General features: G+C 70.6%; 17 protein-coding genes. 4 read left to right on the top strand and 13 right to left on the bottom strand.

The genetic code is table 11. The features are described 5' to 3' along the window. Positions 1–8: 8 nt before the first annotated feature. From sepX to LZP97_RS01385, 4 genes are all read right to left on the bottom strand, one after another. Positions 9–857, bottom strand: a complete 849-nt coding sequence (gene sepX / locus LZP97_RS01400) for a divisome protein SepX/GlpR (RefSeq protein WP_010593004.1) — start codon at positions 855–857, stop codon at positions 9–11. 225 nt (positions 858–1082) lie between these two features. Beyond that, a complete protein-coding gene (locus LZP97_RS01395; RefSeq protein ID WP_010593005.1) occupies positions 1083–1718 on the bottom strand; it encodes a GNAT family N-acetyltransferase in 636 nt (211 codons plus the stop codon). Then, positions 1718–2977 carry a molybdotransferase-like divisome protein Glp gene (glp, locus tag LZP97_RS01390; protein ID WP_010593006.1) on the bottom strand — a complete coding sequence of 420 codons (1260 nt, stop codon included), beginning with the start codon at positions 2975–2977 and terminating at the stop codon, positions 1718–1720. The genes LZP97_RS01395 and glp overlap by 1 nt, the downstream gene beginning before the upstream one ends. A 32-nt stretch (positions 2978–3009) precedes the next feature. After that, entirely contained in the window at positions 3010–3921 is a 912-nt protein-coding gene (locus tag LZP97_RS01385; protein ID WP_003937797.1) for a UTP--glucose-1-phosphate uridylyltransferase, read from the bottom strand. Positions 3922–3982: 61 nt separating this feature from the next. Here LZP97_RS01385 and LZP97_RS01380 point away from each other — a divergent pair, with 61 nt between their 5' ends. The 4 genes from LZP97_RS01380 to mscL all read left to right on the top strand — a co-directional run bounded on the left by LZP97_RS01380 (position 3983) and on the right by mscL (position 6338). Beyond that, positions 3983–4588 carry a 5-formyltetrahydrofolate cyclo-ligase gene (locus LZP97_RS01380; RefSeq protein ID WP_048771979.1) on the top strand — a complete coding sequence of 202 codons (606 nt, stop codon included), beginning with the start codon at positions 3983–3985 and terminating at the stop codon, positions 4586–4588. A 69-nt stretch (positions 4589–4657) separates the two neighbouring features. Beyond that, on the top strand, positions 4658–4954 hold the full coding sequence (locus tag LZP97_RS01375) for an FmdB family zinc ribbon protein (RefSeq protein WP_017679459.1): 297 nt from the start codon (positions 4658–4660) through the stop codon (positions 4952–4954). Positions 4955–5051: 97 nt separating this feature from the next. After that, positions 5052–5741: an RcpC/CpaB family pilus assembly protein gene (locus LZP97_RS01370; RefSeq protein WP_017679458.1), complete on the top strand. Its 690-nt coding sequence runs from the start codon at positions 5052–5054 to the stop codon at positions 5739–5741. 165 nt (positions 5742–5906) lie between these two features. Further along, entirely contained in the window at positions 5907–6338 is a 432-nt protein-coding gene (gene mscL / locus LZP97_RS01365) for a large-conductance mechanosensitive channel protein MscL (protein WP_234574948.1), read from the top strand. A gap of 91 nt (positions 6339–6429) precedes the next feature. Here mscL and LZP97_RS01360 read toward each other — a convergent pair whose 3' ends face one another. From LZP97_RS01360 to mrf, 9 genes are all read right to left on the bottom strand, one after another. Then, positions 6430–7068: an MspA family porin gene (locus tag LZP97_RS01360; RefSeq protein ID WP_064065662.1), complete on the bottom strand. Its 639-nt coding sequence runs from the start codon at positions 7066–7068 to the stop codon at positions 6430–6432. Positions 7069–7120: 52 nt separating this feature from the next. Next, a complete protein-coding gene (locus LZP97_RS01355) occupies positions 7121–7882 on the bottom strand; it encodes an MspA family porin (protein ID WP_234574947.1) in 762 nt (253 codons plus the stop codon). Positions 7883–8666: 784 nt separating this feature from the next. After that, positions 8667–9164 carry a MogA/MoaB family molybdenum cofactor biosynthesis protein gene (locus LZP97_RS01345; protein ID WP_026137469.1) on the bottom strand — a complete coding sequence of 166 codons (498 nt, stop codon included), beginning with the start codon at positions 9162–9164 and terminating at the stop codon, positions 8667–8669. Between the two features lie 74 nt (positions 9165–9238). Further along, positions 9239–10486, bottom strand: coding sequence for a S1C family serine protease (locus LZP97_RS01340; protein ID WP_010593013.1), 1248 nt, complete (start codon positions 10484–10486; stop codon positions 9239–9241). A 103-nt stretch (positions 10487–10589) separates the two neighbouring features. After that, positions 10590–11978 (bottom strand): HAMP domain-containing sensor histidine kinase, encoded by a 1389-nt coding sequence (locus LZP97_RS01335; protein WP_234575096.1) that lies wholly within the window; start codon positions 11976–11978, stop codon positions 10590–10592. Between the two features lie 38 nt (positions 11979–12016). Beyond that, a complete protein-coding gene (locus tag LZP97_RS01330; protein ID WP_017679452.1) occupies positions 12017–12703 on the bottom strand; it encodes a response regulator transcription factor in 687 nt (228 codons plus the stop codon). A gap of 109 nt (positions 12704–12812) precedes the next feature. Beyond that, positions 12813–12986, bottom strand: a complete 174-nt coding sequence (rpmF, locus tag LZP97_RS01325) for a 50S ribosomal protein L32 (RefSeq protein WP_026137468.1) — start codon at positions 12984–12986, stop codon at positions 12813–12815. Positions 12987–13010: 24 nt separating this feature from the next. Beyond that, entirely contained in the window at positions 13011–13265 is a 255-nt protein-coding gene (locus LZP97_RS01320) for a type B 50S ribosomal protein L31 (protein ID WP_234574946.1), read from the bottom strand. Next, on the bottom strand, positions 13262–14476 hold the full coding sequence (mrf, locus tag LZP97_RS01315) for a ribosome hibernation factor-recruiting GTPase MRF (RefSeq protein WP_017679449.1): 1215 nt from the start codon (positions 14474–14476) through the stop codon (positions 13262–13264). Before mrf ends, LZP97_RS01320 begins: the two co-directional genes overlap by 4 nt. Positions 14477–14591 lie beyond the last annotated feature (115 nt).

Genomic DNA, 14591 nt, shown 5'->3' with positions numbered 1-14591 from the left:
ACCGACGGCTACTCGCCGGATGCCCGGCGCACCGGGTAGTCGTCGGCGTCGTAGCGGGGTTCGTACGCCTCGTAGGCGGGTTCGTCGTCCGCGTAGCGGTCCAGGTGCTCGAACACCGGGTCCTCGTCGTCGGCCTCGAGCACGACCGCGCCGGGACGGCGCAGCCGCGCCGGGACGAGACGTAACTCGTCGTCGCTGTGCGACTCGACGCCCAGGCGCGAGCGGTTCAGGCGGGCCATGCGACGACGACGGATCTCCTGTTCGACGCGCACCTGACGACGAAGGTAGACGAGGTAGCCCGCGAGGGCGGCCGTCGCGACCGCGCACAGCCACCACAGCGCCGACGAGACGACGAGGGCGAGGGCGGCGGTCATGATCGCTGCGAACAGCAGGCCGAGCACGGTGCGCTGCCGGAACTCGTAGCGCGCGGCGCGGGCCATGGCGTCGGCCTGGGGATCGAATCCGCCGCGTCCGCGGCGCTGAGGCACGAACTCCCGGGCGGGAGCACGTTCGGGACGGTCGTCGAAGTCGGTGTCGTGGTCGGTGTCGAGCTGTGTGTCCATGCGGTCCTCCGCTGGGTGGCGGTGTCTGCGGTCGTCCACCGTGCGGACGCGACCGGAGTCGTCGCCGGCAGTGGGACGGGCGGAATCCCGACTCGGACGCCAGTGGGGATCGCGGCGATGACCTGCGGCCGGCCCGCGCGGGGCGAGTGGCTCGTCGTCACCTCGGTGCAGAACCCGGGTTGCGAGTGCGGCGTCGGTCGTCTGACGGATACGGGGGCGCTTCGTGACCAGCATCGGCACCAGAACGAACAACCACACGGCGACCAACCCGATCCACAGGAGCGAGTTCGGCATTCGGCGGCCCTCCTCCCAGTCGTCGCCTACCAGTCCGTCGACGCCACTGACCCCGTCAGGTTAGCGGCCCCGAGGCCGTCACCAGGACAGAAACGCCGACTCAGATGACTACAGCTGTCACACGAGTCACGCGAACCATGTGACACTCTCTTCACTCTAGTCACACGCATATACCCACGTGTGGGTATTACTACGCATCGCTACACGTAATCTGCGTTACAGCCGTCAGGCCCAGCCGGCCCGGCCGCCCCGGATCAGCACGTCGGACACGCTGCCGGGTACCTCCTCGACCGTCATGGCGACCAGCAGATGGTCGCGGAAGCGCCCGTCGACGTCGAGGTAGCGCCGCAGCAGGCCCTCCTCGCGGAAACCCACATTGCGCAGCACCGCGCGGCTCGCGACGTTCTCCGGCCGCACCGTGGCCTCGACCCGGTGCAACCCGGCCGGGCCGAAGCAGTGGTCCAACCCGAGCGCCACCGCGGCCGTGGCCACACCCAGGCCGTTGACGTGCTTGGCCACCCAGTAGCCGATCCACGCCGACCGCAGCGCACCGCGCACGACGTTGCCCACGGTGATCTGTCCACAGAACTCCCCGTCGAGCTCGATCGCCATCGGCAGCATGTGACCCCGGCGGGCCTCCGCCCGCAGGCTGCGGTACAGCCCGGGCCACACCGTGATGTGATGACGCATCTCCCAGGGCACGTCCCCGGTGGGCTCCCACGGCTCGAGGTGCGCCCGGTCCCGGATCCGCAGCCGGCTCCACACCGCCGCGTCGCGCAACCGGATCGGCCGCACCGTGACCAGTCCACCGGCGACCCGCAGCGGACCCAGCTCCGCCGGCCATCCCGGATGACGGCTCATCAGCCGCGCTGTCCGAGGAAGGCGACGTCCACCGGATCGCCGGTGCGCACCTCGGTCACCTCCGGATCGATCAGCACCAGACAGTTCGCCTCGGCCAGCGTCGCCAGCAGGTGCGACGACGCGCCCGCCGCACCACCGAGCGCCTGGACCATGTACTCGCCCGTCGCCTCGTCGCGCATCAGCTGCCCCCGCAGGAATCCCTTGCGATCCGGGATCGAGGTGATCGGCGTGACGGTGCGGGCCGTGACGACGCGTCGCATCGGCTGCCGGCGCCCGAGCGCGATACGGATCAGCGGCCGCACCATCACCTCGAACACGACCAGCGCGCTGACCGGATTCCCCGGGAGCAGGAAGGTGGGCACCTCGTCGCGGCCGAGCTGGCCGAATCCCTGCACCGAGCCGGGGTGCATCGCCACCCGCTCCACCTCGAGCTTGCCGAGGTCTGCCAGCGCCTCGCGCACCTCCTCGAGCGCACCACCGCCGACGGCTCCCGCGACCACGACGATCTCGGACCGGATCAGCTGGCCCTCGACCACCTCCCGCAGGCGCTTCGGGTCGGTGCTGGCGATCCCCACGCGGTTGACGTCCGCGCCTGCGTCGCGGGCGGCCGCCGCCAGGGCGTACGAGTTGACGTCGTACACCTGGCCGGGACCCGGGGTGCGGTCCACGTCCACGAGCTCGCCGCCGACGGAGATCACCGACAGCCGGGGACGCGGATGGACCAGCACCTTGTCGCGGCCGACCGCCGCGAGCAGACCGACCTGGGCGGCGCCGATGATCGTGCCGGCCCGGACCGCGACATCGCCGGGCTGGACGTCGTCGCCCGCCCGGCGGACGTACTCACCCGACCGGACGGGACGCAGGACCTTGATACGCGCGCGGCCACCGTCGGTGCGGTCGAGCGGAAGGACGGCGTCGGCGAGGGTCGGCAGCGGCGCCCCGGTGTCCACCCGCACCGCCTGCCGCGGCTGCAGCCGGATCGGCTGACGCGACCCGGCCGAGACCTCGCCCACCACGGGCAGCGTCAACTCGATCGGTTCGCCGTCGTCGCCGATCGCATCGGTGCCCGCACCCTGGACGTCGACGCTGCGCACCGCGTAGCCGTCGATCGCGGCCTGATCGAAGCCGGGCAGGGGCCGCTCGGTGACGACCTCCTCCGCACAGAGCAGGCCCTGCGCCTCGGAGATGGCGACCCGGACCGGCCGGGGCGCCACCGCTGCCGCCGTGACCCTGGCCTGTTGATCCTCGACCGACCGCATACCGCTTCTCGTCCTCCCGACCTGTCGCGCCGTCAGTGCTTCAGGCGCTCGACGAGCCACTCCCGCAGGGAGGGGCCGTACTCCTCGCTGTTCAACGCAGAGTCAACCGCAGCGCGCAGATAGCCGCCGGGATTTCCGAGGTCGTGTCGAGTGCCCCGATGGACCACCACGTGCACGGGGTGACCCTCCTCGATGAGCAGGGCGATTGCGTCGGTGAGCTGCAGTTCACCGCCCGCACCGGGAGTGATCCGGCGCAGCGCGTCGAAGATCGCCCGATCGAGCAGATAGCGCCCGGCGGCGGCGAACGTGGACGGCGCATTCTCGGGCGCCGGCTTCTCGACCATGCCCACGACCTTCAGCACGTCCGGGTTCACGGCGTCGGGCACCTCTTCGACGTCGAAGACACCGTAGGCGCTCACCTGGTCCTTGGGCACGTCGATCGCGCACAGCACCGTGCCGCCGCGCTTGGCCCGCACCCGCTGCATGGTCTCGAGGACTCCGCGCGGCAACACGAGGTCGTCCGGCAGGAGGACGGCGACGGAGTCCTCGTCGGGATCGAGGGCGGCCTCGGCGCACGCGACGGCGTGCCCGAGTCCGAGCGGCTGCTCCTGCACCACCGACTCCACCTCGAGCAGCCCCGGCGCCTTGCGGACCTTCTCGAGCAGGTGGTACTTGCCGCTCTCCTTCAGTTTCGACTCGAGGACCAGGTCCTCGACGAAATGCGCGACGACGCCGTCCTTGCCCGGCGCCGTCACGATCACCAGTCGCTCGGCACCCGAGTCCGCGGCCTCCCCCGCCACGAGCTCGATTCCCGGCGTGTCCACCACCGGGAGGAGTTCCTTCGGCACGGTCTTGGTCGCGGGCAGAAAGCGCGTACCGAGGCCGGCCGCGGGAACCACTGCCGTGCGGAAGTGGCCCGCTGCACCGGTCGCATTGTTCGTCATAGATCCCACCCTAACTTTCGGCTACCACCCGGTAGATAGGTCAGATCCTAAGGTGACGGGTATGAGCGCACTCTCCAAGTCACAATGGCGGGCCCGAATCGTTGCCGCGCGACGGGTCCGTGACGACGAGGAGCGCCGCGGGGAGGACGCCGCCCTCGCCGCGGCGGCACGGTCCCTGGCCCCCGACCGGGCGACGGTGTGCGCCTACGTCCCGGTCGGGTCCGAGCCCGGCGCGCTGTCCCTGCTCGACGCGCTCTGCGAGGCCGGAAACCGGGTGCTGCTGCCGCTCACGCGGGCGGACAGCACCCTGGACTGGGCGCAGTACACCGGGGCCGGTGGGCTCGCACCGGCCGGGTACGGACTGCTCGAACCCACCGGGCCGGCACTGGGACCGGAGGAGGTGCGCCGCGCGCACACCGTGCTGGTGCCGGCGCTCGCAGTGGACGAGCGCGGCGTGCGACTCGGCCGCGGGGCCGGCTTCTACGATCGGACGCTGCATCTGGCGGCCGCCGACACCGTCCTCGTGGCAGTGGTCCGCGACGAGGAACTCGTACCGGAACTGCCCGAGGATCCCCACGACATCCGGATGGGCTGGGCCCTGACGCCCGGCCGCGGCCTGGTGCCGCTGAACGGGTCGGCCGGGACGGGGAATAGGGAACCCCAGTAGCGATGTTGGCACTGTCGGCTGTAGAGTGCTAACGCTGCGGTCGCCAACCAACTCGCGGAGGATCTACCGGTGCCCACTTACTCCTATGCCTGTACGTCCTGCGACAACCGTTTCGACATCGTGCAGTCGTTCACCGACGACGCCCTGACGGAATGCAACGAGTGCTCGGGCAAGCTGCGCAAGCTGTTCAATTCGGTCGGCATCGTCTTCAAGGGCAGCGGCTTCTACCGCACCGATTCCCGCAGCGGCGGCAGCACCGCCAGCGAGCCGGCGAAGTCCGACTCGTCGCCGGCCGCATCGTCGTCGAGCAGCTCGTCCTCCAGCACGTCGTCGAGCACCTCGGCTCCGGCCGCAGCCGCGAGCTGACACCGTTCATCCACAAGCGGACGATTCATCCACAGTCCGCCCCTGATCGGCGCTTCGACGGGCCGGCGGGCACGACCGAACCCCTAGGGTTCGGGCCATGCCCGCCGGCCCGTTCTCGTTCCTGCCCCTGCGCAATCCGCTCGACCCTACCCTGGCCGACCGGCTCACGGCGCTGACACGACCCGGCTGGGCGCGCACCGTCGCCGTGCGCCGCGCGATCGCGGCCGGTCTCGTCGGGGTCGCGGCGGTCTCCGCCGTCACCGGCGGCGCGTCGGACGACCGGACCCGCACGGTCGTCGCCGCCCGCGACCTGCGGCCCGGGCAGACCCTCACCGTCGACGACGTCACCGTCGTCGAGCGCGACGCGTCCCAGCTCCCGTCCGGGGCCCTCACCGATCCCGCCGAGGCCCTCGGTCACACCCTGGCCGGACCGGTGCCCGCCGGCGAAGTCCTCGTCGGGGTGCGGATGCTCGGGCCGCGCCTCGCGGCGGCCACCACCGGCGACAGCGCGGCCCGCGTGGTGCCGGTCCGCCTGGCCGACCCCGGCGTCGGGGATCTGCTCCGCGAAGGCGACCTCGTCGACGTCCTCACCGTCGCCGAGGCCTCTGCCCCGTCGGCACCGGAGGTACGGGTGCTGGCGACGGGGGCGACGGTCGTGCTGGCTCAGGGAACGGACGAGACGAACAACCGCGGAGAGAAGGTGGTGCTGCTCGCGCTGCCGCCCGAGCCGGCGACAGCCGTGGCCGCGGCCTCACTCGTCAGCGCACTGACGGTGACCTTGCACTGAGCGGGACGGTGACCTTGCACTGGGCCGGACAGTGACCTTGCACCGGGCCGGACAGTCACCTTGCACTGGGCCGGACGACGTCTCGTATTTCGGTCTGAGCCGCACACCTGCTGGTTTATGGTGCGACTGCGAGCACGACGACAACACCTGTCAAGGAGACGCACCATGCTGAAGGGCTTCAAGGATTTCCTGCTCCGCGGAAACGTGCTCGACCTCGCCGTCGCGGTCGTCATCGGCACCGCGTTCACGGCCATCGTCACCGCCTTCACCAGCAACATCATCGAACCGCTCATCGCGGCGATCGGCGGTGACAACGAGATGGGCTGGGGCGTCCAGATCCTGCCCGACAACCCCGAGACCTTCCTCAACTTCGGCGCTGTGGTGTCGGCGATCATCAACTTCCTCATCATCGCCGCCGTCGTCTACTTCGTGCTGATCGTCCCGGCGAACGCCGCCAAGAAGAAGTTCGCCACCGAGAAGGACGACACCAAGGCGAGCGCCGAAGACCTGCTCATCCAGATCCGCGACATCCTCGAGCTGCAGGCCGGCCAGAGCGGCGCACACGCCAAGCCCAGCCTCGAGGAGCGGGAGCGGTAGGCACGGCCACCCCGCTGCACCGAAAAAGGTTGGGCCCGCTCGGAATTCCGAGCGGGCCCAACCCGTTTCAGCCTGTGGCCGGAACGTCGTGTCAGACGGTCCAGGGCTTGCCGTAGGTGGTCACGTTGTCGCCGTTCGCGGTGATGGCGCGGACGAACGGACGGACCTGGACGGCGCCGATGACGCCGGAGGCGGTGCCATGGACGTTGGAGAACTGGACGGTCTTGAAATCACCGTCGAACTCGCCCTCGGCGACGACGAGCTCCTCGATGCCCGGAGCCGGGGTCAGCTCGAGCTCGGCGTAGGCCTGCGGGAGGATGTCGGTCACGGTGGCGGTCGCACCGTCCGAAGCCGAGAGCTCCAGCTCCAGGCCCGGGGTGGAGTAGGTGACGCCGATGGCTCCGTCGATGCTGCCGGCCCACGCGAACTGGTAGCCGAACTGGAACGTGGTGCCCTCGGCGTCGGCGGCGTCCGCGCCGATCAGGTTCGCGGTGCCGCGGCCGTTGTGGAACCACTCACGGTTGAAGGGGCTGCCACCCAGGGCCGGCACGCCGTGGATGTGGGTATCCTCCTGGGTCACGACGACCTCGAGGCCGTCCGAGACGATCCGGTTCTGATCGTCGACCGCAGCCTGCGCGGAGCCGGTCGCACCGAGGACGAGGCCCAGGACGGCGGCACCGGACACCGCGGCGTTACGTGCGGCCTTGAAGCCACGCGACTTGATTCCCATGATTTCTCCGTATTTCTTGGTGGGGATTACTGCGGGGTGAGGCGGAGCAGGACTAGATCGTCCAGACCTTGCCGTAGGTGGTGACGTTGTCGCCGTTCGCGGTGATCACGCGGACGAAGGGGCGGACCGAGACCGCGCCGATGACGCCGGTCGCGGCGCCGTGCACGTTGGCGATCTGGACCGACTTGAAGTCGCCGTCGAACTCGCCCTCGGCGACGACGAGCTCCTCGATGCCCGGGGCCGGGGTCAGCTCGATGCCGGCGGTGAACTGGGGCAGGAGGCTACCAACGGTCAGAACATCCTCAGCCCCCGGGACGGCAACGTAGAGCGGGTTCCCGCTCTCGTCGGTCTGAGGGATGAGATTGCCTGCTTCATCCGTGATCGGTTCGCCCTCTTCATCCGTTTCGTACAGCGGGTCGTACGAAACCGAACGAGTGGCCTCGAGTTCTGCCTCCGGGCTGGCCCAGCTGACGCCGATCGAGCCGTCGACCGCGGCCGACCACGCGAACTGGTAGCCGAACTGGAACGTCGAGCCCTCGAAGTCCGCGGCGTCGGGGCCGACGATGTTGGCGATGCCACGACCGTTGTGGAACCACTCACGGCTGAGCGGGCTACCGCCGATCGGGGGGACACCCTGGATGAAGGTGTCCTCCTGGGTCACGACGACCTCGTGACCGTCCGACACGATCCGGTTCTGGTCGTCGACCACAGCGCCGGCGGTCCCGGTCGATCCCAGAACCAGGCCGAACACGGCGGCGGCGGCCACCGTGACGTTGCGGGCGGCCTTCACACCGCGTCGCGTCTGCATCTTCATGAATGCCTCATCCATTCTCTGCGTGCCGGGTCACGCACACGCGTCCGACAACTGCCCTGTCGCCCGCGAGGCATGCCACACCATGAACACCGGCGGGCACCCGCCCGCCGGTGCGACGTGTGCGTCATCCGCACGGTTGCGTTTCCGATTCGTGATGAAGACCGCGACGTGTGCCGTTGATCTTGACCTCAGCGAACCACGACAGAGACTAGACCGTGACCTCGAACCCCAGCAACGGCTACGTCGGCGCGCAGAGCCCCGCCGGGACGGAAATGTTTCGGCCCAGTGAAACAACGGGTGACCAGCACCCACGGCGGCACACAGAGGCCGCGCGATGTCAAATCTTAGGTTCGGCTTATCCGCATTCGTGCATACCCACAGGTGACACCCGCAAACCGGGGTGTGATGCGGTGCATCCGCCCGGTGCGACGGTGATCGACCTCACCTGAAAGGGTGCCGATGATCAAGGTGAAACGCCGAGCGGAAGGGTTACGAAGAGATTTCGAACGGTCGGCCGAGAAATGAACGACCGCCCCTCGGGAAACAACTGTAAGTGGGGTAGATCACACACTGCCGTGGTGGGGCGGGACCTGCCGTCGCAGCCACTCGTCCGAGTCGGACGACTCGTCGCCCGGCGAGCGCTCGTCGCGAGTCGTCTCGGGGAGCACGTCACCGAAGACGCGGCGGAGCCGGGCCCGGTCGATCCGGGCCCGGCCGGCGTCGCCGCGCTGCGGTGCGTCGTCCGGCGACGCACCGGCAGCACTCTCGTCCGTGCCTGTGATGGCTATCCCTCCACTCGCGACAGTTCCTCGATCACGTGCGAGGCGAGCGGCAACAGTGTGGCCATGCCGTCGCGGATCGCGGCGCGCGACGACGCCAGGTTGGCGACCAGCGTGGACCCCGACAGCCCGACCAGACCGCGGGACAGGCCGGCATCCATCGCGCCGGCGGAGAAACCCGAGGAGCGCAACGCCTCGCCGATCCCCTGGAGCTCCCGGTCGAGCACGTCGGACGTGGCGTCCGGCGTCACGTCGCGCGGCGACACCCCGGTCCCACCGACGGAGATCACCAGGTCCACACCGCCGATGACGGCGGTGTTGAGGGCGTTGCGGATCTCCACCTCGTCGGCCGACACGGTGACGACACCGTCGACGGCGAACCCCGCCTCGGCGAGCAGTTCGGTCACCAGCGGTCCGGCGGAGTCCGGGTTGTCGCCGTGCGCTACCCGGTCGTCCACGATCACCACGAGGGCTCGTCCGGTCCTGGGGGTTTCGAATTCCATGATGCCCACCGTAGTTCCCCTGTCCGTCGAACGAGCTGTATGTCCGAGAATGAACCCGGCGGTCGATTCTGCTCTCATCGGCCACCCGCCTCCGCCTCCGCGAGCTGCACCTCGACGGTCTTCTCGCCGCCACCCTGAGCGTCGGTGTAGGTGATGCGGACGGTATCGCCGGGCGCGTACGAGCGCACGGCCGCGATCAGGGAGTCCCCGTCCGTGACGAGCCGGTCGTCGACCTTGGTGATGACCACGCCACTCGGAATTCCGGCCCGTTCCGCCGGTCCGCCCGCGGTGACCTCCATGACCCGGGCGCCACGCACGTCGCTCTGCGACGGCACCTGCACGCCGATGATGGCGTGGGTGGCCTTCCCGGTGTCGACGAGCTGGTCGGCGATGCGACGGGCCTGATCGACCGGGATGGCGAAGCCGAGACCGATGGATCCGGACTGTCCACCGGCGGTGGCGATCGCCGTGTTGACGCCGATCAGCCGGCCGTCCATGTCCACGAGCGCGCCACCGGAGTTGCCGGGGTTGATCGCGGCGTCGGTCTGCAGCGCGTCGATGACGGTGTTCTGGTTCCCGGTCTCCCCGCTGGTCGACACCGGCCGGTCGAGGGCCGAGACGATCCCCGTGGTCACCGTGCTCTCGAGCCCGAGCGGTGAGCCGACCGCGACGACCTGCTGGCCCACCTGCACGGCGGCGGAATCGCCGAGCTCGATCGGCGTGAGGTCGGTGCGGCCCTCGGCCCGGATCACGGCGATGTCGGAGATCGGATCGGTCCCCACGACGGTCGCCGGAGCGGAACTTCCGTCGGAGAAGTATGCGGTGAGCTGCGCGCCGGCGCCGCCGCCGGCGACGACGTGGTTGTTGGTGAGGATCAGGCCGTCGGAGGACAGGATCACCCCCGAGCCCTCGCCCTGTGCCGTGCGGCCGACCACCTCGATGCGCACGACGCTCGGCACGACCTTCTGCGCGACGGCCTGCACCGACCCCGCGGGCGCGGCGGCGACCGTCGTCGTGGACGGCCTCGGCGCGTCGAGAGCATTGGTGACGGACGCACCGCCGGTCGACTGTTGCGTGGTCCACGCGCCGACCGCGCCGCCGATGCCGCCGCTGACCAGTGCCAGCGCGACGGCGCCGAGGGCGAGCAGGCCCCGCGCGGACCGCGGTGCGCCCTGGGGTCCCGGCGCGGGCTGGGGCGGGGCGCCGAACGGCGCGGTGTGCCCGTACCCCGGACCGGAGGGGGCTTGGTAGGGATTCGGCTGGGGCGGTATCGGCTGGTGGGGCTCTCGGTGGCCGCCACCCTGGGTGGGGTCCTCGCTCATCTCATCGCTTTCGTGTACACGGCCGCCGGGTCGGTGGCTCGTCGGCTTCCCAGCATGCCCGCGGCGGCTGAGAGTCCGCTTAGACCCGACGCCGATTTTCCTGTCAATCCGCCGGGTGTTCGAGGTGCGGCGCGCCGGGCAGCACGATCCGGACGAGGGCGCCCCCGCGCGACGAGGCGTCGACCGCGATGGTGCCGCCGTGCTTCATCACGACCTGCCGCACGATCGCGAGGCCCAGGCCGGATCCGGGCATCGACCGCGACGCGGTCGAACGGTAGAACCGCTCGAACACCAGCTCGCGGTCCTCCTCCGGGATGCCGGGGCCGGCGTCGTCGACGGTCAGTTCCATCAGGCCGGGCCCGAGCTGGCGCATCGACACGAGCACCTCGGCGTCGGCGGGACTCCACTTGGCGGCGTTGTCGAGGACGTTGAGCACCGCCCGCGACAGCGCGGCCTGGTCGCCGTAGACGAACCACGGTTCCGTGTGGGCCGTGAAGTCGAGGTCGGAGCGGCGCCGCCGGGCCCGTTCGAGGCTGCGCTCGACGACGTCGGAGATGTCGACCGGCTCGAACACCGTCTCGGGTGCGTCCTCGCGGGCGAGGTCGACGAGGTCGCCCACCAGGGTGGACAGCTCCTCGATCTGCGCCACGACGTCGGCGCGCAGTTCCGCCATGTCCTCCTCGGGCAGGTTCGGGGCGTCCGGCCGACTCGCCGCGATGAGCAGTTCCATGTTCGTGCGCAACGACGTCAGCGGGGTGCGCAGCTCGTGGCCGGCATCGGCGACGAGCCGGCTCTGCCGCTCCCGCGACTCGGCGAGCGCGCGCAGCATCCTGTTGAAGCTCTCGGTGAGGCGCGCCAGCTCGTCGTGCCCGGTCACGCGGATCGGACGCAGGTCGTCGGTGCGGGCGACCCGCTCGGCCGCCGCGGTGAGCCGCGCGACGGGGCGCAGACCGGTGCGCCCGACCGTCGCGCCGGCGGCCGCGGCGAGCACCACCCCGCACCCGCCGACGACGAACAGCACGCTCGCGAGCCGTTTCAGGATGTCCGCGGTGGGCTGCAGTCGCTGCGAGATGACGATGGTGCTGCCGTCGGGGATGCGCTGCGCGAGCACCCGCTGATGACCGACGGTGCGCAGCGACGACTCCCGTTCGCCCTTCGCGACGGCGAACTCGGCGCTGCCGATCGGGACGGAGGATCCGGGCGGCACGTACTGCCCCAGGTCGGGATAGACGAGCGCCACGCTGATGTCGGAGCTGTAGAGCTGGGCGCCACCGATGTAGCGGGGGTCGTAGGTGATGAGGGTGCTGCTCTCGACGAGCGCGGCGGCTCGCGCCCGCAACTGCTTGTCGACGTCGGCGTAGAGAGCGCGCGCGACCACCGCATACGCCGCGATGGAGGTGACCGCGACGGCGATCGCCACGGCGCCGGCCGCCAGCAGCGTGACACGACGGCGCAGCGGCACCGACCGGGTCAGCAGCAGCGGGGGCCGCATCGGGCGCCCGGAATCCGGGTCGGTGCCTTCGAGTCGGGTCACGGCGGGGTTTCCCGCAGGACGTAGCCGACGCCGCGCACCGTGTGGATCAGGCGCGGCTCACCCTCGGCTTCGGTCTTGCGGCGCAGGTACCCCACGTAGACCTCGAGGGCGTTGCCCGAGGTGGGAAAGTCGTAGCCCCACACCTCCTCGAGGATCCGGCTGCGGCTCAGGACGCGGCGGGGGTTCGCCATGAGCATTTCCATGAGGGCGAACTCGGTGCGGGTGAGACTGATCGACCGGGCACCGCGGGTGACCTCCCGGGTGGACGGGTTCAGGGTCAGGTCCGCGAACCGCAGCGTCTCCTCCGACTCGGCCGGGTCGGGTGAGGCGCGACGGAGCAGCGCGCGCAGCCGGGCGAGCAGTTCCTCGAGCGCGAACGGCTTGGGCAGGTAGTCGTCGGCGCCGGCGTCCAGGCCCGCGACGCGCTCGGAGACGGAATCCCGGGCGGTGAGCACGAGGATGGGGAGGTCGTCGCCGGTGCTGCGCAGTCGGCGGCACACCTCGAGGCCGTCGACCCGCGGCATCATCACGTCGAGGACCATCGCGTCGGGCCGTTCGGCCGCGACGTGTTCGAGGGCGTCCTGCCCGTCCGTGGCGAGCTCGACGCTGTATCCGTTGAAGCTCAGTGATCGGCGCAGGGACTCCCGCACCGCCCGGTCGTCGTCGACCACCAGAATGCGCATGGCTTCCAGTGTGGACCCGACCGCTGAGAGGTGTCTGAGAGGAGGGCGGCGTGTCCGGCGAGGGAATCCGGGGGTGCTGCGATCCCCTCGGCGATCCCCTCGCCGGCCGTCACACCTCGTCGGGGTCGATAACCCCGAGCCGCACGGCCTTGACGAGCCGTCGCGGCACGTGGTGGGTGACACCGGCGACGGTGACCGGCACCAGGGCCGGGGCCTGCGCGTTCCACTGCGAGCGTCGGCTGCGGGTGTTGGACCGGGACATCCGGCGCTTGGGTACTGCCATCGTGGTTCTCCTCGGGTGGGTCGGTCAGGGACGGCGGCGCTTGCCGTACTTGCGTTCGAACTTCTCGACGCGGCCCGCGGCGTCGAGCACCCGGGCGGTTCCCGTCCAGAAGGGGTGGGACTCGCTGGTGACGTCCATGACGATCAGCGGGTAGGTGTTGCCGTCGGACCATTCGACCGTGCGGTCGGAGGTGACGGTGGAGCGGGTGAGGAACGTCGATCCGGTGTTCGCGTCCTGGAACACCACGGGGTGGTAGTCGGGGTGGATGCCGGGCTTCATGCTCGTCCTTCTCCTTCTGTCGGTGCGGCGTCGGCTGTGGGTGCCGGGAGGTCGTCGCACGGGTCTTCGTGGTAGTCGCCGAACGGGTCGTCCCATGTCGGCCAGGCCGCCGGGTCGGCGAACTCCTCGTCGGTGAGCAGCGCCCACTCCAGGGCGCGACGGATCTCGTCGGGGTCGGCGTCGTGGGTGAGAATCACCATCGAGGTGTCGCGGTCTCCGTAGGTGTCGTCCCAGCGCAGCGCCGCCATGACGCGCCGTTCGCCGGAGACTCGTTGCTGCTGCTCGGGAGTCATCGCGGCGAGCCACGGTCCGGCGTGGGCGACGCGCAGCCCTTCCCCGGCGGACTCGATCAGCAGCGCGGTGTCCGGTTGTGTCGCGACCCAGGCCCGCCCGCGAGCCCGGACGACGCCGTCGAGGAGGACGTCGATCGCCTCGTGCAGGCGCTGCGGGTGGAAGGGCCGGCGGGCACCGAACTCGAGCAGCCGCACGCCGCAGTCCTCGCCGAGCGGTGGCTGGCCGCGCAGCAGCGGCGAGTGGGCGTCGGAGACCGTCCCGCGCCGCGCCCCGGCGGGGATCTGCCGGAGCAGGTGTTCGACGTCGACGTCCTCACCCCACGCGACGGGGGCGTCGGGCGCGAGCCGGGCGAGCACCGCATGCAGCTTCGCCTGGTGCCAGCCGTCGGCGCCGGGCCGGACGACGAGAGCGTCGGCGAATTCGACCTGGCCCACGACGACCTGGGCGACGGTGCGGTCGTCGTCGAGTTCCTCGTCGCCGGTGGCGTCGGCGAGCCACGTGGCGGCGTCGATGCAGGTGACGGTGGCCTCGATCCGCACGTCGTGGGCGGCGGGCCCGTCGATCTGCCCGACGATGCCGGAGACGACGACGTGCTCGACGGCCCAGCACAACGCCTCGGGTTCGAGCAGCGGGTCGAGCAGCAGGACGATGCGGTCGACGTTGCTGCGGGCATGCAGGCGGCGCAGCAGCGGGAGCAGATCCTCGCGGAGGGTGCAGGACACGCAGCCGTGGGCCAGTTCGAGCACGTCGAGGCGGTGATCGTGCTCGGTGGTGAGGGTGCGGCGCACGACGCCCTCACCGACGTGGACGAGGTCGTGATGCACCACGACGGTCCCCGGACGCAGCAGGGCCCGCGCGGTCCGTTCGGTGGGTCCGCGCCGGCCGGAGACGACGATCAGCGGCGTTCTGGTGTCCACCGGAGCCCCTTTCGATAACGATTGTCATTAGCTCGCCGAGAGCGTACAGTCGCTCGGGCCATTTGTCGAAAACGATTGTCGTTACGCCCACGGGGCGCCGACAGAAGGGAGCCCG

It is taken from the genome of Rhodococcus sp. DMF-1 (genome assembly GCF_021441945.1).
GTDB classification, from domain to species: Bacteria; Actinomycetota; Actinomycetes; order Mycobacteriales; family Mycobacteriaceae; genus Rhodococcus; species Rhodococcus ruber.
This window is presented reverse-complemented; position numbering and strand designations above follow the sequence as displayed.

Excerpts from the sequence above, each read along its gene's own strand:
- sepX (WP_010593004.1), bottom strand. The coding sequence starts at position 857 with ATGCCGAACTCGCTCCTGTGGATCGGGTTGGTCGCCGTGTGGTTGTTC.
- LZP97_RS01395 (WP_010593005.1), bottom strand. The coding sequence starts at position 1,718 with ATGAGCCGTCATCCGGGATGGCCGGCGGAGCTGGGTCCGCTGCGGGTC.
- glp (WP_010593006.1), bottom strand. The coding sequence starts at position 2,977 with ATGCGGTCGGTCGAGGATCAACAGGCCAGGGTCACGGCGGCAGCGGTG.
- LZP97_RS01385 (WP_003937797.1), bottom strand. The coding sequence starts at position 3,921 with ATGACGAACAATGCGACCGGTGCAGCGGGCCACTTCCGCACGGCAGTG.
- LZP97_RS01380 (WP_048771979.1), top strand. The coding sequence starts at position 3,983 with ATGAGCGCACTCTCCAAGTCACAATGGCGGGCCCGAATCGTTGCCGCG.
- LZP97_RS01370 (WP_017679458.1), top strand. The coding sequence starts at position 5,052 with ATGCCCGCCGGCCCGTTCTCGTTCCTGCCCCTGCGCAATCCGCTCGAC.
- mscL (WP_234574948.1), top strand. The coding sequence starts at position 5,907 with ATGCTGAAGGGCTTCAAGGATTTCCTGCTCCGCGGAAACGTGCTCGAC.
- LZP97_RS01360 (WP_064065662.1), bottom strand. The coding sequence starts at position 7,068 with ATGGGAATCAAGTCGCGTGGCTTCAAGGCCGCACGTAACGCCGCGGTG.
- LZP97_RS01355 (WP_234574947.1), bottom strand. The coding sequence starts at position 7,882 with ATGAAGATGCAGACGCGACGCGGTGTGAAGGCCGCCCGCAACGTCACG.
- LZP97_RS01345 (WP_026137469.1), bottom strand. The coding sequence starts at position 9,164 with ATGGAATTCGAAACCCCCAGGACCGGACGAGCCCTCGTGGTGATCGTG.
- LZP97_RS01340 (WP_010593013.1), bottom strand. The coding sequence starts at position 10,486 with ATGAGCGAGGACCCCACCCAGGGTGGCGGCCACCGAGAGCCCCACCAG.
- LZP97_RS01335 (WP_234575096.1), bottom strand. The coding sequence starts at position 11,978 with ATGCGGCCCCCGCTGCTGCTGACCCGGTCGGTGCCGCTGCGCCGTCGT.
- LZP97_RS01330 (WP_017679452.1), bottom strand. The coding sequence starts at position 12,703 with ATGCGCATTCTGGTGGTCGACGACGACCGGGCGGTGCGGGAGTCCCTG.
- rpmF (WP_026137468.1), bottom strand. The coding sequence starts at position 12,986 with ATGGCAGTACCCAAGCGCCGGATGTCCCGGTCCAACACCCGCAGCCGA.
- LZP97_RS01320 (WP_234574946.1), bottom strand. The coding sequence starts at position 13,265 with ATGAAGCCCGGCATCCACCCCGACTACCACCCCGTGGTGTTCCAGGAC.